The sequence below is a fragment of the Streptomyces cinnabarinus genome (assembly GCF_027270315.1).
GTDB classification, from domain to species: Bacteria; Actinomycetota; Actinomycetes; order Streptomycetales; family Streptomycetaceae; genus Streptomyces; species Streptomyces cinnabarinus.
This window is the reverse complement of sequence record NZ_CP114413.1, coordinates 1676384-1696246: the sequence shown is the minus strand read 5'-3', so window position 1 is coordinate 1696246 and position 19863 is coordinate 1676384. Positions and strand designations below refer to the sequence as shown.

Annotated in this window: 18 protein-coding genes; 13 read left to right on the top strand and 5 right to left on the bottom strand. The window is 71.1% G+C overall.

The genetic code is table 11. The annotated features are described in order from the left end of the window. The first annotated feature begins 40 nt into the window (after window positions 1–40). From STRCI_RS07555 to STRCI_RS07540, 4 genes are all read left to right on the top strand, one after another. Window positions 41–421 (top strand): guanyl-specific ribonuclease, encoded by a 381-nt coding sequence (locus tag STRCI_RS07555; RefSeq protein ID WP_269658077.1) that lies wholly within the window; start codon window positions 41–43, stop codon window positions 419–421. Between the two features lie 121 nt (window positions 422–542). Further along, on the top strand, window positions 543–1994 hold the full coding sequence (locus tag STRCI_RS07550; protein ID WP_269658076.1) for a GuaB1 family IMP dehydrogenase-related protein: 1452 nt from the start codon (window positions 543–545) through the stop codon (window positions 1992–1994). Window positions 1995–2446: 452 nt separating this feature from the next. Continuing rightward, a complete protein-coding gene (locus tag STRCI_RS07545; protein WP_269658075.1) occupies window positions 2447–3916 on the top strand; it encodes an amino acid permease in 1470 nt (489 codons plus the stop codon). Between the two features lie 10 nt (window positions 3917–3926). Further along, window positions 3927–4379 carry an Lrp/AsnC family transcriptional regulator gene (locus STRCI_RS07540; RefSeq protein ID WP_015661832.1) on the top strand — a complete coding sequence of 151 codons (453 nt, stop codon included), beginning with the start codon at window positions 3927–3929 and terminating at the stop codon, window positions 4377–4379. 61 nt (window positions 4380–4440) lie between these two features. On the opposite strand, the gene STRCI_RS07535 is transcribed toward STRCI_RS07540, so the two are convergent. Together STRCI_RS07535 and STRCI_RS07530 are read right to left on the bottom strand one after the other, a co-directional pair. Further along, window positions 4441–4902 (bottom strand): hypothetical protein, encoded by a 462-nt coding sequence (locus STRCI_RS07535; RefSeq protein ID WP_269658074.1) that lies wholly within the window; start codon window positions 4900–4902, stop codon window positions 4441–4443. Next, window positions 4899–5645 carry a GntR family transcriptional regulator gene (locus STRCI_RS07530; RefSeq protein WP_269658073.1) on the bottom strand — a complete coding sequence of 249 codons (747 nt, stop codon included), beginning with the start codon at window positions 5643–5645 and terminating at the stop codon, window positions 4899–4901. The genes STRCI_RS07535 and STRCI_RS07530 overlap by 4 nt, the downstream gene beginning before the upstream one ends. Window positions 5646–5857: 212 nt before the next feature. On the opposite strand from STRCI_RS07530, the gene STRCI_RS07525 reads away from it, so the two are divergent. The 8 genes from STRCI_RS07525 to STRCI_RS07490 all read left to right on the top strand — a co-directional run bounded on the left by STRCI_RS07525 (window position 5858) and on the right by STRCI_RS07490 (window position 15188). Further along, window positions 5858–7012, top strand: a complete 1155-nt coding sequence (locus STRCI_RS07525) for an ABC transporter substrate-binding protein (RefSeq protein WP_269658072.1) — start codon at window positions 5858–5860, stop codon at window positions 7010–7012. Next, on the top strand, window positions 7009–7896 hold the full coding sequence (locus tag STRCI_RS07520) for an ABC transporter permease (RefSeq protein ID WP_269658071.1): 888 nt from the start codon (window positions 7009–7011) through the stop codon (window positions 7894–7896). Before STRCI_RS07525 ends, STRCI_RS07520 begins: the two co-directional genes overlap by 4 nt. Continuing rightward, window positions 7884–8696, top strand: a complete 813-nt coding sequence (locus tag STRCI_RS07515) for an ABC transporter permease (RefSeq protein ID WP_269658070.1) — start codon at window positions 7884–7886, stop codon at window positions 8694–8696. The genes STRCI_RS07520 and STRCI_RS07515 overlap by 13 nt, the downstream gene beginning before the upstream one ends. Then, complete coding sequence (locus STRCI_RS07510) at window positions 8693–9742, top strand: ABC transporter ATP-binding protein (protein WP_269658069.1); 1050 nt, start codon at window positions 8693–8695, stop codon at window positions 9740–9742. The genes STRCI_RS07515 and STRCI_RS07510 overlap by 4 nt, the downstream gene beginning before the upstream one ends. Window positions 9743–9783: 41 nt before the next feature. Continuing rightward, entirely contained in the window at window positions 9784–11196 is a 1413-nt protein-coding gene (locus STRCI_RS07505; RefSeq protein ID WP_269658068.1) for an HAD-IA family hydrolase, read from the top strand. Window positions 11197–11304: 108 nt separating this feature from the next. Next, a complete protein-coding gene (locus STRCI_RS07500; protein ID WP_269658067.1) occupies window positions 11305–12495 on the top strand; it encodes an MFS transporter in 1191 nt (396 codons plus the stop codon). Between the two features lie 156 nt (window positions 12496–12651). Then, entirely contained in the window at window positions 12652–13440 is a 789-nt protein-coding gene (locus STRCI_RS07495; protein ID WP_269658066.1) for a carbon-nitrogen hydrolase family protein, read from the top strand. Between the two features lie 50 nt (window positions 13441–13490). Further along, window positions 13491–15188, top strand: a complete 1698-nt coding sequence (locus STRCI_RS07490; protein WP_269658065.1) for a flavin monoamine oxidase family protein — start codon at window positions 13491–13493, stop codon at window positions 15186–15188. 1 nt (window position 15189) lies between these two features. Here the strand turns inward: STRCI_RS07490 and STRCI_RS07485 are convergent, their stop codons facing one another. Further along, window positions 15190–15876, bottom strand: coding sequence for a DUF5995 family protein (locus tag STRCI_RS07485; RefSeq protein WP_269658064.1), 687 nt, complete (start codon window positions 15874–15876; stop codon window positions 15190–15192). 173 nt (window positions 15877–16049) lie between these two features. On the opposite strand from STRCI_RS07485, the gene STRCI_RS07480 reads away from it, so the two are divergent. Continuing rightward, a complete protein-coding gene (locus STRCI_RS07480; protein WP_269658063.1) occupies window positions 16050–17171 on the top strand; it encodes a glycoside hydrolase family 6 protein in 1122 nt (373 codons plus the stop codon). On the opposite strand, the gene STRCI_RS07475 is transcribed toward STRCI_RS07480, so the two are convergent. Together STRCI_RS07475 and STRCI_RS07470 are read right to left on the bottom strand one after the other, a co-directional pair. Next, window positions 17150–18529, bottom strand: coding sequence for a uracil-xanthine permease family protein (locus STRCI_RS07475; RefSeq protein ID WP_269658062.1), 1380 nt, complete (start codon window positions 18527–18529; stop codon window positions 17150–17152). The genes STRCI_RS07480 and STRCI_RS07475 overlap by 22 nt on opposite strands. Window positions 18530–18614: 85 nt before the next feature. Further along, window positions 18615–19826 carry an MFS transporter gene (locus tag STRCI_RS07470; protein ID WP_269658061.1) on the bottom strand — a complete coding sequence of 404 codons (1212 nt, stop codon included), beginning with the start codon at window positions 19824–19826 and terminating at the stop codon, window positions 18615–18617. Window positions 19827–19863: the final 37 nt, after the last annotated feature.

The window sequence follows — 19863 nt, the reverse complement described above, 5'->3', positions numbered from 1 at the left end:
CAGCAGGTCATGACGGACGGCCCGTGACAGCATCGAGGACATGCTGCTGCGGGCCGTCCCTCGTCTGCTTCTGTGTGTGCTCCTCCTGCTCGCGGGGTGCGCGACCGACGACTCCGCGACGGCGTCCCGGGCCGGGGGCATGGCCACCGTCGGCGTGGCCGACCTGCCGGACGAGGCCCGGGAGACCCTTCGGCTGATCGACGACGGCGGGCCCTTCCCGTACCCCAGGGACGGATCCGTCTTCGGGAACCGTGAAGGGCTGCTGCCCGAGCGTGCTCGCGGCTACTACCGCGAGTACACCGTCCCCACGCCGGGCTCTCCTGATCGCGGGGCCCGGCGGATCGTTGCCGGACGGGCCGGGGAGCTCTACTACACCGATGACCACTACCGGTCCTTCAGGGTTGTTGGAGGATCCTCCTAACGGTTTCCGGGCTGCCCTGGATGAACCGACCGTGTATCGCAATCCGGCTGACATGGGACAATGAAGTACGTGCTCCTTCCCCCTGGCTGACCTGTCCGGGGGCCACCTCTGAACGACTGGGATGCAGCACGTGCGTTTCCTCAACGACATCCAGCCCGCGTATGACCTGACGTACGACGACGTGTTCATGGTGCCGAGCCGCTCGGCGGTCGGTTCCCGGCAGGGCGTGGACCTCAGCTCCCCGGACGGCACGGGAACCACGATTCCGCTCGTCGTCGCCAACATGACCGCCATCGCCGGCCGCCGGATGGCCGAGACCATGGCCCGCCGGGGCGGACTGGTGGTCATCCCGCAGGACATCCCGATCGACGTCATCTCCGAGGTCGTCTCCTGGGTGAAGAGCCGCCACCTCGTCCTCGACACCCCGATCGTGCTGGCCCCGCACCAGACCGTCGCCGACGCCCTCGTGCTGCTGCCCAAGCGGGCGCACAACGCCGGTGTCGTCGTGGACGAGAACCACCGTCCGGTCGGCGTCGTCACCGACGAGGACCTCAGCGGCGTGGACCGCTTCACGCAGCTCGCCGAGGTCATGTCCCGCGACCTGCTGCTCCTGGACGCCGACATCGACCCGCGCGAGGCCTTCAACACCCTCGACCACCACAACCGCCGCTACGCCCCCGCCGTGGACGCCGAGGGCAAGCTGGCGGGCATCCTGACCCGCAAGGGCGCCCTGCGGGCCACGCTGTACAGCCCGGCCGTGGACGCCCGGGGCAAGCTGCGCGTCGCCGCCGCCGTCGGCATCAACGGCGATGTGGCGGGCAAGGCCAAGCAGCTCCTGGACGCGGGCGTCGACACGCTCGTCATCGACACGGCCCACGGCCACCAGGAGTCGATGATCACCGCGATCAAGCTGGTGCGCGCGCTCGACCCCCAGGTCCCGATCGTGGCCGGCAACATCGTCGCCGCCGAGGGCGTCCGGGACCTGATCGAGGCCGGTGCCGACATCATCAAGGTCGGCGTGGGCCCCGGCGCCATGTGCACCACCCGCATGATGACCGGCGTGGGCCGGCCGCAGTTCTCCGCGGTGCTGGAGTGCGCCGCCGAGGCGAAGAAGTACGGCAAGCACGTCTGGGCGGACGGCGGCGTCCGGCACCCGCGTGACGTGGCGATGGCGCTGGCCGCCGGCGCCTCCAACGTGATGGTCGGTTCCTGGTTCGCGGGCACCTACGAGTCGCCGGGCGACCTCCAGCACGACGCCCAGGGCCGCGCCTACAAGGAGTCCTTCGGCATGGCCTCCGCGCGTGCCGTGCGCAACCGCACCTCGGAGGAGTCCGCCTACGACCGGGCCCGCAAGGCGCTGTTCGAGGAGGGCATCTCCACCTCGCGGATGTTCCTCGACCCGGCCCGCCCGGGAGTCGAGGACCTGATCGACTCGATCATCGCCGGCGTCCGCTCCTCCTGCACCTACGCCGGTGCGGGCTCCCTGGAGGAGTTCGCCGAGAAGGCCGTCGTCGGCATCCAGAGCGCCGCCGGCTACGCCGAGGGCAAGCCGCTGCACGCCAGCTGGATCTGATCCAACTCCCTTCCGTACGGCCCCCGTCGACCCGGCTCCCGGGACAACGGGGGCCGTTTCCTGTGCTCCGGCCGTACGGTCGACGCCTGGCCCGCGAGTGGCGCGTGAACCGTGCCCCTGACCGACTACCTCGACCGCTACGCGTAAACGGACCACGACGGGTCCCTGCGGGAGTGCGTCGACCCCCGCACCTTCCTGGTCCGCGAACTCGGCTGAAACGGCGCCCGCGCAACGCTCGACAGCCGCCGTGCAACGAACACCCACCCTGCCCCGAGGAACGCAATGATCTTGCGGGCACGCGCAAGGTTGCTGCATTACAACGGCAATGCCGCAGCTCATAGGCTGTCGCCTCGTAAGTGGCGTGGCGGGGACCCCGCTCGGTGGGTTCCTGTCTCGCAGGTGTGCCCGCCGGTCCCCGTCGCCCTGACCGGCAGCGATAAGGAGCCCCCGCAGTGCTCGATCAAGGCGCACCCCCGCAGGACAGAAGTCAGACCGCCCCCGCGTCCCCGGGGTTCGGTGCGCGCCTGCTGCGGCGCAAGCCCGTGGAACGCCTGGTCGAGGAGGGTGGCCAGGGTGAGGGAGGCTCGCTGCGGCGCTCCCTCGGCCTGTGGCAGCTGACCATGATCAGCATCGGTGCCACCCTCGGCACCGGAATCTTCGTCGTCCTCGGCGACGCCGTCCCCGAGGCCGGCCCGGCGGTCACCCTGGCCTTCGTCATAGCCGGTCTCACGGCCCTGTTCTCCGCCCTGTCGTACGCGGAGCTCGCGGGCAGCATCCCGGTCGCCGGCTCCTCCTACTCGTATGCGTACGCAACGATGGGTGAGCTCGTCGCCTGGGTCTGCGGCTGGTGTCTGGTGCTGGAGTACGGCGTCTCCGTGGCCGCCGTCGCGGTCGGCTGGGGCGAGTACCTCAACGAGCTCCTCGACGGCACGATCGGCGTCACCATCCCCTCCGCGCTCTCCTCGGCGCCGGGTGAGGGCGGCATCGTCAACCTGCCCGCGCTGATCGTCGTCCTGCTGGCGATGGTGTTCCTGCTCGGTGGTGTCCGGGAGTCCGCCCGCGCCAACACGATCATGGTCGCCGTGAAGATCGCCGCGCTGGTGCTGTTCTGCACCGTCGGCTTCATGGGCTTCAAGTCCGGCAACTACGAGGACTTCATGCCGCTCGGCATGGCGGGCGTCAGCGCCGCCGGGGCCACGCTGTTCTTCTCCTACATCGGCTTCGACGCCGCCTCCACCGCCGGTGAGGAGGCCAAGAACCCCAAGAAGGACCTGCCCCGCGCGATCATGCTCTCGCTGATCATCGTCACGGCGCTGTACGTGCTCGTCGCCGCCGTCGCCGTCGGTGCCTGGAACTGGACCAAGTTCGAGGGCTCCGAGGCCTCCCTCGCGGCGATCATGAACGATGTCAGCGGCCAGACCTTCTGGGGCACCCTGCTCGCCCTCGGCGCGGTCATCTCCATCGCCTCCGTGGTCCTCACCGTGCTCTACGGCCAGACCCGCATCCTCTTCGCGATGTCCCGTGACGGCCTGGTGCCCAAGGCGCTCGGCAAGGTAGACCGCAAGACCGGCACCCCGCGTCTCAACACGATCCTCGTGTCCCTGTTCTGCGGTGTCCTCGCCGCGCTCATCCCGCTCGGCAAGCTGGTCGACGCCACCAGCATCGGCACGCTGTTCGCCTTCGCGCTGGTCAACATCGCGGTGATCGTGCTGCGCTACAAGCGGCCCGAGCTGGAGCGGACCTTCAAGGTGCCGTTCGGTCCGGTGCTGCCGATCCTGGGCTTCGGCTTCTGCGCGTACAACATGTTCAGCCTCGACACCGTCACCTGGGTGGTCTTCGGGTGCTGGATGGCGGCGGGTCTCGTGTTCTACTTCCTGTACGGCTACCGCCGGTCCCGTCTTGCCGTGTCAGAAGTGAAGTGAAACACCCGCAGTGCTGAACGATCTCGACGAACGCATCGTGCACGCCCTCGCCGAGGACGCCCGTCGCTCCTACGCCGACATCGGGCAGCTCGTCGGCCTGTCCGCGCCCGCCGTGAAGCGGCGCGTGGACCGGCTGCGGGCCACCGGGGCGATCACCGGGTTCACGGTGCGCGTCGATCCGGCGGCCCTTGGCTGGGAGACCGAGGGGTTCGTCGAGATCTACTGCCGGCGGAACACGTCTCCGGAGACCATTCAGCGAGGGCTTGAGCGGTATCAGGAGGTTGTGGCCGCGTCGACCGTCACCGGTGAGGCGGATGCGGTGGTGCAGGTCTTCGCCTCTGACATGCGGCACTTCGAGCGTGTGCTGGAGCGGATCGCCGGGGAGCCGTTCGTTGAGCGGACCAAGTCTGTACTGGTGCTGTCGCCTTTGTTGCGGCGGTTTTCTTCTGGGTCGCCCACGTAGTTTTTTGGGTGCGGGGCCGGTGGGGGCTTGTCGCGCAGTTCTCCGCGCCCCTTCTCGGCACTTACCTCGCTGCTGGTTCTTCTGCTCGGGTTCTGATTCCGGCCAGCAAGCGCCTCATGCCCATCGCGTGGCCGCCTGTGCCGATCGTCAGGCGTCGGTAGAGGCGGCCCGCCAGGCCCGGGAACGCTGCTCTCGACTCCGCGCGGAGCAAGTAGCGGTCCGGGCCTGCCTCCTCGATGTGGAACGTCAGGGTGTAGACCGAGAAGCGGTGGCGGCCGGTCAGGGCGAGCTCTTGGGGGCTGTCCGCCGTCGTCACCCGGAAGCCCGGCAGCGTCGAGCCCTCCGTCAGGGGGCGCGGGCCGGACGTCGTCGCGTCGGCGCAGCCCACCAAGCGGGCGTAGGCGGCGAAGCGGGTGGGGCCGAAGGCGGCGTCGAGGGAGTCCGACAGGGCCTGCCAGAGCGCGTCCGCGTCCGTCACGACGATCGTCGTGTGCTCGTCGATGTACGGCAGGGCGGTCGTCACATCGCATCCCCCGTCTTGCGGGCCAGGGCGTTGTTCCCTATCGAGTTGTGGACGCTGAAGCTCACCGCGTCCGAGCGGTAGCGGTCGTCCGACCACTCCACGGGGCGTCCCTCGCGGGTCGTGGTGACCCGGCGGACCCGCAGCAGTGGGCTGGTACGGCGGATTCCGAGCAGGTCGGCGTCCTGTGCGCCCGCGGCCACGGCGTCGATGACGTGCTCGCCGTAGGCGAAGACCAGGCCGGTGTCCTCGTAGAGGCGCTGGGTGACGGACGGGCAGTCCGGTTCGATGGACTCGACCGCCTTGCTGATCCAGTCCGCGTACACCGTGCGTTCCAGCAGGACCGGCTCGCCGTCCAGGCCGCGGACGCGGAGGACGTGCAACACCTCGGTGCCGGACGGCAGTTGGAGGCGTACCGCGTCCTCCGCCGTCGCCGGGCGGTACTCCTGCGCGACCACCTTGCCCGTGGCCTCGCGGCCCATCGCCTTCGCCCACTGCGCGAAGCTGCGCAGCTCGGCGAAGCTCTGGCTGCGGCGGCTGGCCAGCACCACCCGGCGGGCGCCCTGGCGGGAGCCGATGAGTCCCTCGGCGGTGAGGGCCGCCACGGCCTGGCGGACGGTGCCGCGCGAGACGCCGTAGTGGGCCGCGAGTTCCGTCTCGGCGGGCAGCAGGCTGCCGACGGTGTACTCCTCGCGGTCGATCGCCCGGCGCAGCTCGCCCGCGATCTCCTCGTGTCGCGCCGTCATGCTTCCCCTCTGGATCGGTTGCTGTGCACAGCGTGACCAGCCTAATCGAGAACCGTGGTTGATCCGTGTCAGCCGGGATTGTGCAGGGAATCGGGGGCCAGGGTTTCGCCGATGTTTACGGTCGTGTCACCGGAGGCGGGCGTACTGAGGCCAACTTGTTCAGACAAGTTTGCAGCATCCTCGGATTCCCTCCTGCGCCCCCTGGAGCAGTCGTGACCCTGTCCCTGCCGAGAACCGCCGCCCTCGGTGCCGTCGCCGCCCTCGCGCTGAGCGCGCTGAGCGCCTGTGGCGCCGCCCCTGACGACGCGTCCACCACCGCCGACGGCAAGAGCGCCGCCACCGCCACCTCCGCCGCCGACTTCGGCGGTCTGGACGCCCTGGTGAAGGCGGCCAAGAAGGAGGGCACGCTGAACGCCATCGCGCTGCCCCGCGACTGGGCCAACTACGGCGCCCTGATCGACGGCTTCGAGAAGAAGTACGGCATCAAGATCGAGGTCGAGGCCCCCGACGGCTCCAGCCAGGACGAGATCAACGCCGTCACCTCCCGCAAGGGCCAGGACCGCGCCCCCGACGTCCTCGACCTCGGCAGCTCCTTCGCGCTGAGCGCCGCCGAGCAGGGGCTGCTCGCGCCGTACAAGGTCGAGGCCTTCGACGACCTGCCCGCGGAGCAGAAGGACGCGCAGGGCCGCTGGTACAACGACTACGGCGGCTACGTCTCCATCGGCTGCGACGCCGAGCGCGTCAAGGATTGCCCGACCACGTTCAAGGAGCTGCTGGAGCCGAAGTACAAGGGCCAGGTCGCGCTCAACGGCAACCCCACCAAGTCCGGTTCCGCCTTCGCGGGTGTCTACGCGGCGTCCCTCGCCAACGGCGGCTCCTTCGACGACATCCAGCCCGGCCTGGACTTCTTCGCCGAGCTGAAGAAGAACGGCAACTACACGCCCGTCGAGTCGACCCCGGCCACCGTCGAGAAGGGCGAGACGCCCATCAGCATCGACTGGGACTATCTGAACGCCGGTTACGCCGAGGAGTTCAAGTCCAAGGGCCTCGACTGGAAGGTCGCCGTGCCCACCGACGGCGTCTTCTCGCAGTACTACTCCCAGGCCATCAACAAGGACGCCCCGCACCCGGCGGCCGCCCGGCTGTGGGAGGAGTACCTCTACAGCGCCGAGGGCCAGAACCTGTGGCTCCAGGGCTTCGCCCGGCCCGCGCTGATGCCCGCCATGGAGCAGGCCGGCACCCTCGACAAGGAGGCCGCGGCCAAGCTGCCCGCCGTCTCCGGCACCCCGAGCTTCCCGACCGAGGCCCAGCAGAACGAGGCCAAGACGGTCCTCGGACAGGGCTGGTCGAAGGCCGTCTCCGGATGACGACCACGCTCACGCGTCCGGACGTGGCGCCCGTCGCTTCGCCTCAGAAGCGGCGGCGCCGCGTCCCGGGTTCGCTCGCCGTGGTGCCGCTGCTGGCGTTCACCGCGATCGTCTTCGGGCTGCCCGCCTGGGCCATCCTCGACGGCGCGTTCACGGCCAAGGACACCGGCGCGTACAGCACCGCCAATCTGACCGCCTCCTTGCAGGGCGCCTACCTCACCGCCTTGCTCGGCAGCGTGAAGCTGTCCGCGGTCTCCGCCGGGCTCGCCGCCCTGCTCGGACTGCCGCTCGCCCAGGCCGTGGTGACCTCACGCTCGCGCGCCCTGCGCGAGGCGGTGCTCACCGCGTCCGGGGTGCTCGCCAACTTCGGCGGGGTCCCGCTGGCCTTCGCCTTCGTCGCCACCCTCGGCAACGCCGGTGTCCTCACCCGGCATTTGGGTCTGACGGACAAGGGCTGGGACCTCTACAGCTTCTGGGGCCTGGTCCTCGTCTACCTGTACTTCCTCATCCCGCTGATGGTCCTCACCATCGCCCCGGCCCTGGAGGGCCTGCGCGCCCAGTGGCGCGAGGCCGCCCGCAACAACGGCGCCACGGCCGTGCAGTACTGGCGCCACGTGGCCCTGCCCGTCCTCACGCCGAGCCTGCTGGGCGGGCTCGTGCTGCTCTTCGGCAGCGCCTTCGCCGCGTACGCCACCGCCGCCGCCATGGTGGGCAGTTCGGTGCCGCTGGTCACCCTCCAGATCGCCGACGCGCTCTCCGGCAACGTCCTGGTCGGCCAGGAGAACGTGGCGCTCGCCCTCAGCCTCGACATGGTCCTCGTCGCGGGCCTGGTCATGGCGGTCTACCTGCCCCTGCAACGACGGAGCACGCGATGGCTCGCCTGACCCTGTGGCGGTGGGGCGTGCTCGGCCTCGCCGCCGTCTACTTCCTGGTGCCGCTGGCCGCGTCGGTGGTCTTCACCGTCGACGTGCCGGGGCAGGGCGTCACCTTCGACGCCTATACGCGGATCTTCGGCACCGAGGGCTTCGTGAGCAGCCTGCTGCTCTCGCTCGGTCTCGCCGCCGCCACCATCGCCCTGGTCCTGCTGCTGACGGTGCCCGCCGCCGTGGCGCTCCGGCTCGGCGCGGCACGGTGGCGGCCGGTGGTGGAAGTGGTGTGCTCGCTGCCGCTGGTGGTCCCGCCGATCGCCTTCGTCGCCGGCATCGGCACCGTCCTGAAGTGGGGCCCCGAGCACCTGTCCCGCACGCCCCTCTTCCAGACCTTCGTGGCGATCCAGAACCCGGACTTCCCGTTCATCCTGGTCCTCGCCTACGTCGTGATGGCGCTGCCCTTCGTCTTCCGCGCCCTGGACTCCGGGCTCCGCGTCGTCGACGTCCGCACCCTCGTCGAGGCCGCCCGGAGCTGCGGAGCCAACTGGCCGCAGGCTCTGGTCCGGGCCGTACTGCCCAATCTGCGCGGCGCGCTGCTCAACGCCTCCTTCCTCACCCTCGCCCTGGTGCTCGGCGAGTTCACGGTGGCGCAGCTGCTCGGCTTCCAGCCCTTCGCCGTGTGGATCGTCAACGTCAGTGGCTCGCAGGCCCAGTTGTCCGTCGCCGTGTCCGTGCTCAGCCTGCTGGTGACCTGGCTGATGCTCCTCGCACTCGCCGGTTTCGGCGGACGTATCCCTAAGGACTCCCGATCATGAAGACGCTCGAAAAGGCGGCCACTGTCGAATTCCGTGGCCTGCGCCGGGAGTTCGGCGCCACTGTCGCGCTCGACGGACTCGACCTGACCGTCCGCCCCGGTGAACTCCTCGCCCTGCTCGGCCCCTCCGGCTGCGGCAAGACCACCGCGCTGCGCATGCTCGCCGGGTTCGAACACCCCGATTCCGGCGAGGTGCTGGTCGACGGCGAGGACGTCACCCGGGTCCCCGCGCACCGCCGGGACGCCGGGATGGTGTTCCAGTCGTACAGCCTCTTCCCGCATCTCGATGCCGTGGACAACGTCGCCTTCGGGCTACGGATGCGGAGGGTCGGCACGATGCAACGGCGGGCGCGGGCCGCCGAGTTGCTGGAGCTGGTCGGCCTCGCCGACAAGGGCGGCCGCTATCCGCATCAGCTCTCCGGCGGACAGCAGCAGCGCGTGGCGCTCGCCCGCGCGCTCGCCCTGCGCCCGCGCGTCCTGCTCCTCGACGAGCCGCTCTCCGCGCTCGACGCCAAGGTCCGCCTCACCCTCCGCGAGGAGATCCGGCGGCTCCAGCAGGAACTCGGCATCACCACCCTCTTCGTCACCCACGACCAGGAGGAGGCGCTGTCCATGGCCGACCGGGTCGCCGTGATGCGCGCCGGACGCCTCGAACAGTGCGCGGAACCCGCCGAGTTGTACGGCCGCCCGGCCACCGCGTTCGTGGCCGAGTTCGTCGGCACGATGAGCCGGATCCCGGGGAAGGTGTCCAAGGACGCCGTCGAGGTGCTGGGGCAGCGGCTGCCCGTGGACGGGCCGGTGCCGGCCTCGGCCGACGTGGATGTGCTGGTGCGCCCGGAGGCCGTGCGGGTGCGGGTGGACGAGGACGGGGACGCCCGCGTGATCGCCGCCGCCTTCCTCGGCGCCGTCACCCGGATCACCGTACGGCTGGCCGACGGCACGGAGGTGAAGGCCGACCTGGCCGAGGCGCCGTCCCTGGGAGCCGCCGTGCAGGTGTCCCTCCCCGAGCGGCCCGTGCTCGTGGCGGAGCGCAGCACCGCCGCATGACCAGTGGAGGATCGCAAGACCGACGTATGAAAGAGACCGACATGACCCGACTCCCGCTCCAGGCCGTGCTGTTCGACATGGACGGCACCCTGGTGGACACCGAGCGCCTGTGGTGGGAGGCGGTGGAGCAGGTCGCCGGGCGGGACCTCACCGGAGCCGACGAACCCGACGTGCTCGGCCGGCCCGTCGAGCACACCGCCGACTGGCTCGCGGCCACGACCGGACGCCCCGCCGCCGCACTCGCCGCCGCGCTCCACCGCGAGTTCGCCGACCGCGTCCGCGCCGGGATCGTGCCCCGCCCCGGCGCCCTCGGCCTGCTCGACGCGCTGGCCCGCGAGGGCGTACCCACCGCCCTGGTCACCGCCTCCCCGAGGGCCGTCGCCGACACGGTCATCGAGGCACTGGGCACCGAACGGTTCGCGGTCTCCGTCACCGCGGACGACACCGAGCACACCAAGCCCGCCCCCGACCCCTACCTCGCCGCCTGCCGCGCCCTCGGCGTCGACCCCGCCGCCTGCGTGGCCGTCGAGGACACCCAGACCGGCGTCAGCTCCGCCGAGGCCGCGGGCTGCACGGTGCTCGCCGTGCCCTCGCTCGCCCCGATCGACCCGGCACCCGGCCGCACGGTCCTGCAGGGCCTGACCGAGGTCACCCCGGACCGGCTGCGTGCCCTGCTGCCGTACGAGCTGCGGGTCATGAGCTGGAACCTCTGGTGCGGCGGCACCAAGGTGCGCGACCACCTGGCCAAGCAGCTCAAGATCATCGCGGAGACCGGGGTCGACGTGGTCGGCCTTCAGGAGACTTTCGGCAGCGCGGCGGAGGAACTCGCGGCGGCGCTCGGCTGGTATCACCACCGGGCGGGGGAGAACCTCGGGATCATCAGCCGCTACCCGATCACGGCCGGGCTCGGCGACCCGGACGTCGGGTTCTACGGGGCGGCCGGGGCCCGCATCGCGGTGGGGGACCGGCAGATCGAGATCTGGACGGCGCACCTCGACTACGAGAGCTACGGGCCGTATGTGACCGACGGCGACCCGACCGCGCACGAGGGCGTGCGGCTCGGGCAGATGCGGGAGGCCCTCGACTGGATCGGGGACGCCGAGCCGGCCGTGCTAGTGGGCGACTTCAACTGCCCGTCCCATCTGGACCGGCCCGGCGTCGACTGGCCGGTCACCAAGGCGGCCGAGGAGGCGGGCTTCCGGGACTCCTATCGCGAGGCGCATCCCGACCCGGAGCGGGATCCCGGGCACACCTGGTCGCCGGTCGAGGTCCACCCCGAGCCCCAGGACCGGATCGACTTCGTCCTGCACCGGGGCCTCACCGTGCTCGGCTCCCGCACCCACGTCAGCGGCAGCCCGCGGCCCCTGCCGGAGGTCGGCGACAACGAGTGGCCCTCCGACCACGCCGCCGTGATCACCGTATTTTCGCTGCACGGGAGCGCCGAACCGGCCTAACATCGATGTCATGACCTGGCGACATTGATCCATAACGCGTCGTGCCTCCCGAGGGCCGCCGCGGACGCCGTACCTCTCGCGTCCGCATCGCCCCTCCGGGAAGGCCTCATGACACTCTCACCTGCGCGCGTGCCCGCCACCGCCGGAATCCGCCGGCTGACGGCCACGCTGTACGGTTACGCGTTCCTCCAGGACCTCGTCCTGCTCTACCCGCTGTACGCGCTGCTCTTCGCCGACAGCGGCCTTTCGCTGTGGCAGATCTCCTCGCTGTTCGCGCTGTGGTCGATCACCGGCGTCCTGCTGGAGGTGCCCTCCGGCGCCTGGGCCGACGCCGTCTCCCGCCGTCTCCTGCTGTGGCTCGGCCCGCTGCTCGGCGCGGCCGGCTTCGCCCTGTGGGTGATCGCGCCCACGTACTGGGCCTTCGCGGCCGGATTCGTCCTGTGGGGGATCAGCGGCGCCCTGTGCTCCGGCGCGCTGGAGGCCCTGGTCTACGACGAACTGGACCGGCTCGGCGCCGCCGACCGCTACGCCCGGATCATGGGCCGGACCCGGGCCGCGGGGCTGCTGGGCGTGATGGCGGCGATGGCTGCGGCCGGTCCGGTGTTCGCGCTCGGCGGCTATCCGGCCGTGGGAGCGGCGAGCGTCGCGGCGGGGCTGCTGGCCTCGGTGACGGCGAGCCGGTTCCCGGACGACCGGGGGCGACCGGGCGACGGCGAGGGCTGGGCGGAGACCCTGCGCGCCGGGCTCGCCACCGTGCGCCGGGACCGGTCGCTGCGCGGGGCGCTGCTGCTCGTGCCGGCGGTGGCCTGCGTGTGGAGCGCGCTCGACGAGTACTCGCCGCTGCTGGTCCGGGAGACCGGGGTGCCCGACGGTCTGGTGCCGTACGCGCTGCTGGGAATCTGGTCCACGGTCACCGCCGTCAGCCTGTTGGCCGGGCCGGCCGAACGCCTCGGCACGACCGGCTTCACCTGGCTCATCGCGGCATCCGCCCTCGCCCTGGCGGCGGGCGCGGCCCTGCGCACCCCGGCCGGGCTCGCCCTGGTCGCCGTGGCCTTCGCCGGTTTCCAGCTGGCGACCGTCCTCGCCGACGTCCGCCTCCAGCACCGCATCGAGGAGGGCGGCCGGGCCACCCTGACCTCGGTCGCGGGCCTCGGCACGGAACTGGTGACGGTCCTGGTCTTCGCCGCCTACGCGGCGGCGGGCGACCACGCCTCCCACGGCACCGTCTTCGCGGTGTTCGCGCTGCCCTACCTGGTCGGAGCGGTGATCCGAGCCCTGGCCGGAAAGCCCCGGACCTGACGACGACCGGGGGCCGCGCAACGAATCGCCGCGCGGCCCCCGGTCCACGCAACAATCCGCGCACGAGCACGCAACGGCTTCTTCTTGTCCGGCCGAGCGCGCCGACCGTACCGTCTACTAGGCCCCCAAAACCCCCTTGCCCGGTGAGGAACACGCATGCGCACCGCCCTGCTCCAGAGCTCCGGTCGTCCCGGCTCGGTCGCCGAGAACCTCAAGGTGCTCGACGAGGCCGCCGGCCGGGCCGCCGCCGCGGGAGTCGGGCTGCTGATCACGCCGGAGATGTTCCTGACCGGGTACGCGATCGGCGACGGCATCGCCCGGCTCGCCGAGCCCGCCGACGGCGACAGCGCGGACGCGGTCGCGGAGATCGCCTCCCGGCACGGTGTCGCCGTCGTATACGCCTACCCGGAGCGGGACGGCGAGGCCGTGTACAACTCCGCCCAGCTGATCTCCGCCGACGGCAGCCGCCTCGCGAACTACCGCAAGACCCACCTCTTCGGCTGCTTCGAGCGCGACCACTTCACACCGGGCGAGCAGCAGGTGGTCCAGGCGGAGCTGAACGGCCTCCGCGTCGGCATCCTGATCTGCTACGACGTCGAGTTCCCGGAGAACGTGCGGGCCCACGCCCTGGCCGGCACCGACCTGCTCGTCGTACCGACCGCGCAGATGCACCCCTTCCAGTTCGTCGCCGAGTCGATGATCCCGGTACGCGCCTTCGAGAACCAGATGTACGTCGCGTACGTCAACCGCATCGGCCTGGAGGAGGAGTTCGAGTTCATCGGCCTCTCCACCCTCGCCGGCCCCGACGGCGTCGCCCGCGCCCGCGCCGGACGCGGTGAGGAGCTGGTGTTCGCCGACACCGACCCCGCGTTCCTCGCCGCCTCCCGGGAGAACAACCCGTACCTCAAGGACCGCCGCCCCGGCCTCTACGGGTCCCTCGTCTGAACCTCGCTCCGCCCCCTCGCTTCTCAGTTTTCGCAAGGAGTCCGTACCCCATGACGTCCACGGTGCCCAACGCCGTCCAGCACGCCGACGAGCAGCAGCCGCCGATCACCATGTTCGGTCCGGACTTCCCGTACGCGTACGACGACTTCCTGGCCCACCCGGCCGGGCTCGGCCAGATACCCGCGACGGAGCACGGCACCGAGGTCGCCGTCATCGGTGGCGGCCTGTCCGGCATCATCGCCGCGTACGAGCTGATGAAGATGGGCCTCAAGCCCGTCGTGTACGAGGCGGACCAGATCGGCGGCCGGCTGCGCACCGTCGGCTTCGAGGGCCCGGAGACCGAGGGGCTGACCGCGGAGATGGGCGCGATGCGATTCCCGCCGTCCTCCACCGCCCTGCAGCACTACATCGACCTGGTCGGCCTGAAGACCTCGCCGTTCCCGAACCCGCTGGCCGAGGCCACCCCGTCCACCGTCGTCGACCTCAAGGGCGAGTCCCACTACGCCGAGACCATCGACGACCTGCCGCAGATCTACCGCGACGTCGCCGACGCGTGGAGCGCCTGCCTCGACGAGGGCGCCGACTTCTCCGACATGAACCGGGCGATGCGCGAGCGCGACGTCCCGCGGATCCGTGAGATCTGGGCCAAGCTCGTCGAGAAGCTCGACGACGAGACCTTCTACGGCTTCCTCTGCAAGTCCGAGGCCTTCAAGTCCTTTCGCAAGCGCGAGATCTTCGGCCAGGTCGGGTTCGGCACCGGCGGCTGGGACACCGACTTCCCGAATTCCATCCTGGAGATCCTCCGGGTCGTCTACACCGAGGCGGACGACCACCACCGCGGCATCGTCGGCGGCTCGCAGCAACTGCCGCTGCGCCTGTGGGAGCGCGAGCCGCAGAAGATCGTCCACTGGGCGCAGGGCACCTCGCTGCAGTCCCTGCACGAGGGCGACCCGCGCCCGGCCGTGACCCGGCTGACCCGTGCCGCCGGCAACCGGATCACCGTCACCGACGCGTCCGGCGACATCCGGACGTACCAGGCGGCGATCTTCACCGCCCAGTCCTGGATGCTGCTGTCCAAGATCGCGTGCGACGACTCGCTCTTCCCGATCGACCACTGGACGGCGATGGAGCGGACCCACTACATGGAGTCCTCCAAGCTCTTCGTCCCCGTGGACCGGCCGTTCTGGCTGGACAAGGACGAGGAGACCGGCCGGGACGTCATGTCGATGACGCTGACCGACCGGATGACCCGCGGCACCTACCTCCTGGATGACGGCCCGGACAAGCCCGCCGTCATCTGCCTCTCCTACACCTGGTGCGACGACAGCCTGAAGTGGCTGCCGCTGTCCGCGCAGGAGCGGATGGAGGTCATGCTGAAGTCGCTCGGCGAGATCTATCCCAAGGTCGACATCCGCAAGCACATCATCGGCAACCCGGTGACCGTGTCCTGGGAGAACGAGCCCTACTTCATGGGCGCGTTCAAGGCCAACCTGCCCGGCCACTACCGCTACCAGCGCCGCCTGTTCACGCACTTCATGCAGGAGCGGCTGCCCGAGGACAAGCGGGGCATCTTCCTCGCCGGCGACGACATCTCCTGGACGGCCGGCTGGGCCGAGGGCGCGGTGCAGACGGCGCTGAACGCGGTGTGGGGCGTCATGCACCACCTCGGCGGCTCGACCGACACCACCAACCCCGGTCCGGGCGACCTGTACGACGAGATCGCGCCGGTGGAGCTGCCCGAGGACTGATTCAGTCCGGCAGCGGGGTGAGCAGCATCCGGCTCGCGAACCCCACCGCCGCGTCCAGGCGCTCGGTGAACTCCTCGGCCAGGTCGGGGAGTCGGCGCAGCGCCCACAGTGCCCGGGCCGCCGACCAGGTGGCGTCCCGGGCCCGCTCCAGGCTCCACGAGCCGAGCAGATGGGTGAGCGGGTCGGCGATCTGCAAAAGGTCGGGGCCCGGCATCAGATCCTCGCGGATGCGCTCCTCCAGCGAGACGAGGAGATCACCCACGCGATCGAACTCGTCCTCCAGCTCGACGGGTTCGCAGCCGAGCGTACGACAGGCGTCCACGAGGGCGAGCGCCAGATCGTGCCCGATGTGCGCATTGATGCCCGCCAGCGCGAACTGCAAGGGTCGTACGCCGGGATGGCGGCGGTACTGGAACAGCGGCCGCCAACAGGCAGGGGGGCGCCGCTCGTCGGCGGCCGTGTCGACCGCCGTGAGGTAGCGCTCCGCGAACCGCACGTCCAGTGTGATCGCGGCCCGCGCGTCGGCGAACCGGCCGGTGTCGATGCCCCGGTCCACCGCCTCCGTCACCGCCAGGTAGACGCGGTTGAAGACGGCGACGCCGTCCCGCGCGGGCAGCTCCGCGTCGAGGGCGCGCATACGGCGGATGACCGCGTCCACAGGTGAGGTGAGTTGTTCGCATTGCGCCATGGGGGCAGAGTCGCAGCTTTAAGCTGGCGGAAGTACCGGCGGGCCCGACGCTTCCCCAGAACGGGGGAACGCACCCGCCGTTGGGGGAGGGGGAAAGCGCTGTGGGCGGCTCACGTGCCCAACGGCTTGCCACGCGCAGGTCCGCGCGTCGACGGTCCGCTCGGCGCGGAGCCATGGTGGTGGCCGCGTCCGTCGTGGTCGCCGTCGGGACCGCGACCGGGATGATCTCGGCGGTCGACGACGGGGGCGGCTCCGACGAGGCCCGCCCCGATGTGACGTACTCCCCGCGCCTGGAGACCCTGCCGGTGGAGCCGCCACCGTCCCCGTCCGCGTCGCCCTCGGCCAAGCCCTCGCCGACGAAGAAGAAAAAGGCGAGCCCGACGCCCTCGCCGAAGAAGACCGACACCGAGCGCCGCACGGCCGCCGTCTCCACCCAGCTGTACCGCCACCCCGATTCCCAGGTGCTGGACTGGGTCGGCTCGAACTCCGGCGACCCCCGGCACGGCGTCATCCGGTCCCGGATCGCCGCCCAGCCCGCCGCAGTGTGGTTCGCCGACTTCACCCCGGACACCATCACCGCCCGGGTCCGCGCGGTCACTTCGGGCGGCGCCGCCCAGGGCCGGACCCCGGTGGTCGTGGCGTACGCGATCCCGGACCGCGACTGCGGCGGGGCCAGCCAGGGCGGGGCGCCCGACCTCGGTGCCTACGACGACTGGATCGACCGCTTCGCCGCCGGGCTCGGCTCCGGCGATGTCATCGTCGTCCTCGAACCCGACTCCATAGCCCAGGCCGAGTGCCTCTCCGGCGGCCAACGGGCCGACCGCTTCGCCTCGTTGGCCCGCGCCGGACGCGTCCTCAAGGACGCCAACCCCAACGCCCGTGTCTACTACGACGCCGGGCACTCCGGCTGGCACACCCCCGGCAAGCAGGCGGGCTGGCTGAGGCAGGCGGGCGCCGCCTCGTCCGCCTCCTCCGACGGGATCTTCAGCAACGTCTCCAACTTCCACACCACGGCCGCCGAGGCCGCCTACGACCGGCAGGTCCTCGACGCCCTCGGCGGCCCCGCCTCGCTCGGTGCCGTCATCGACACCAGCCGCAACGGCAACGGCGCCCCGGCCGACGGCGAATGGTGCGACCCGGCGGGACGGGCGCTGGGCCGGGTCCCGACGCTCAGCACCGGCGAGGCCCGCATCGACGGCTATCTGTGGGTGAAGCTGCCGGGGGAGTCCGACGGCTGCAAGGGGACGCCGGGAACCTTCTCGGCGTCGTACGCCTACGACTTGGCCTCGTCGTAGGAGGACGTGCCCTCGTCCAGGAGCGGGTGCTGGGTCTTGAGATGGGCCGGGGCGAAGGCGCGCAGGGCGTGGTAGCCGGTGATCACGACCAGCGTGCCGAGCGCGATGCCGCTCAACTCGAAGGTGTCGGTGAACTCCATGGTCACATTGCCGACGCCGATGATGATGCCCGCGGCGGCCGGGACCAGGTTCAGCGGATTGCGCAGGTCCACCCCGGCGTTGAGCCAGATCTGCGCGCCGAGCAGGCCGATCATGCCGTACAGGATGACGGTGATGCCGCCGAGGACGCCGCCCGGGATCGCGGCCACGACCGCGCCGAACTTCGGGCACAGGCCGAACAGGAGGGCGAAGCAGGCGGCGGCCCAGTAGGCGGCGGTGGAGTAGACGCGGGTCGCCGCCATGACGCCGATGTTCTCGGAGTAGGTGGTGGTGGGCGGTCCGCCGACCGCGGTGGAGAGCACGGAGCCGACGCCGTCCGCGGAGATGGCGGTGCCGAGCTTGTCGTCGAGGTTGTCGCCCGTCATCTCGCCGACCGCCTTGACGTGTCCGGCGTTCTCGGCGACCAGGGCGATGACGACGGGCAGGGCGACCAGGACCGCCGACCACTCGAAGGACGGGCCGTGGAAGGCGGGCAAGCCGATCCAGTCGGCCTGGCCGACGCCGGAGAGGTCCAGGCGCCAGTGGTCGGTGACCTGGCCGCTCGCGTCGGCCGCGTGGATCCGCCCGAAGATCCGGTCGAAGGCCCAGGAGATGCCGTAGCCGAAGACCAGGCCGAGGAAGATCGCGATCCGGGACCAGAAGCCGCGCAGACAGACCACGGCCAGACCGGTGAAGAGCATCACCAGCAGGGCCGTCCACTGGTCCTGCGGCCAGTAGGTGGTCGCGGTGACGGGGGCGAGGTTGAAGCCGATCAGCATCACGACCGCGCCGGTGACGATCGGTGGCATCGCGGCGTGGATGATCCGCGCCCCGAACTTCTGGACCGCGAGGCCCACCAGGAACAGCGCGACACCGACGACGAGGACCGCTCCGGTCACGGTGGCGCTGGTGCCGCCGTCGGCCCGGATGACGGCGGCGACGCCCACGAACGACAGTGAGCAGCCCAGGTAACTGGGCACCCGGCCGCGGGTGGCGAGCAGGAAGACGATCGTCGCCACGCCCGACATCATGATCGCCAGATTGGGGTCCAGGCCCATCAGGACCGGGGCCACGAAGGACGCTCCGAACATCGCCACCACGTGCTGGGCGCCGAGCCCGGCGGTGCGCGGCCAGGAGAGCCGTTCATCGGGCCGGACCACCGCTCCGGGCGCCGGGGTGCGCCCATCGCCGTGAAGTTTCCAGCGGACGCCGAGATCCATGGTGCGGTTTCGCTTTCGGTCGTGCCTGCGAGTGTCCGGACCATTGTCAGGGGTCGAAGGGGATGGTGATCGTCCGCTTGCCGGCTCAGGGCCGGGGGTCAGGGACCGCCGCGTCCGGCTTGCTGACCGCGGCGGGCTTGCGCTCGGCAGTGCGCAGTACGCCCGCGAAGCCGGCCAGACCGCTCGCCAGCAGCGTGACCAGGCCGAACGACACCACCAGGCTGGTCAGTTGCGCGAGACCGCCGATCGCGCTGGGCGCGACGAGCCCGGAGGTGTACGTGATGGTCGCGACGCCCGCGATGGCCTGACTGGGGTTGGGGCCGCTGCGGCCCGCCGCGGCGAAGCACAGCGGCACGACCACCGCGATGCCGAGGCCCATCAGCCCGAACCCGGTCATTGCCACCGCGGGATGGTCCGCGAGGACGATCAGCAGCCCGCCGGCCGCGGCGAGGACTCCGCCGGACCGGACCGTGCGCACCGCGCCGTACCGGTCCACCACCTTGTCGCCCGCGATCCGGGCGAGGGCCATGGTGAGCGTGAAGCCCATGGTGCACGCGGCGGCCAGACCGGCCGAACTGTCCAGTTCGTCGCGGAGATAGACCGCGGACCAGTCCAGGCTCGCGCCCTCCGCGAACACCGCGCAGAAGCCGACCGCGCCGATGAGCAGCGCCGACCGGGGCGGCAGTGCGAACCGGGGCGGCGGTTCCTCGTCCTGGGCGGGCTGGAGATCGAGCACCCAGGTGCAGGCGGCCACCCCGAGGACCGTGAGGACGGCCGCCGCCAGCGCGTGGTGGATCCGGGCGTCGGTGCCCAGGTGCGCGGCAAGCGTGCCGCCGAGCGAGCCGAGGACCGCTCCCGCGCTCCACATGCCGTGCAGGCCGGACATGATCGACTGGCCCAGGCGGTTCTCCACCTCCACGCCGAGGGCGTTCATCGCGACGTCCGCCATCCCGGAGGTGGCGCCGAAGACGAACAGGGCCAGACAGAGCGTGAGCAGGTTCGGGGCCAGGGCGGGCAGGAGCAGGGCGAGCGTCCACAGGGCGATCATGGCGCGCAGGGCGTTGCGGGCGCCGAAGCGGTGGGTGATGCCTCCGGCGAGCGGCATCGCCAGCGAGGCGCCGAGCGCGGGGAAGGCGAGGGCGAGCCCCAACTGGCCGGCGCTCACCCCGGCATGGTCCTGGATCCAGGGCACCCGGGTGGCGAACGAGCCGGTCACGGCGCCGTGCACGGTGAAGACGGCGGCCACGGCATAGCGTGCTCGCCGCACCTCGCGTCCGTCGTGGACCACGTCACTCATCCTCGAACCCCTCCCTCGCGATGCCGGTGCCGTAAAC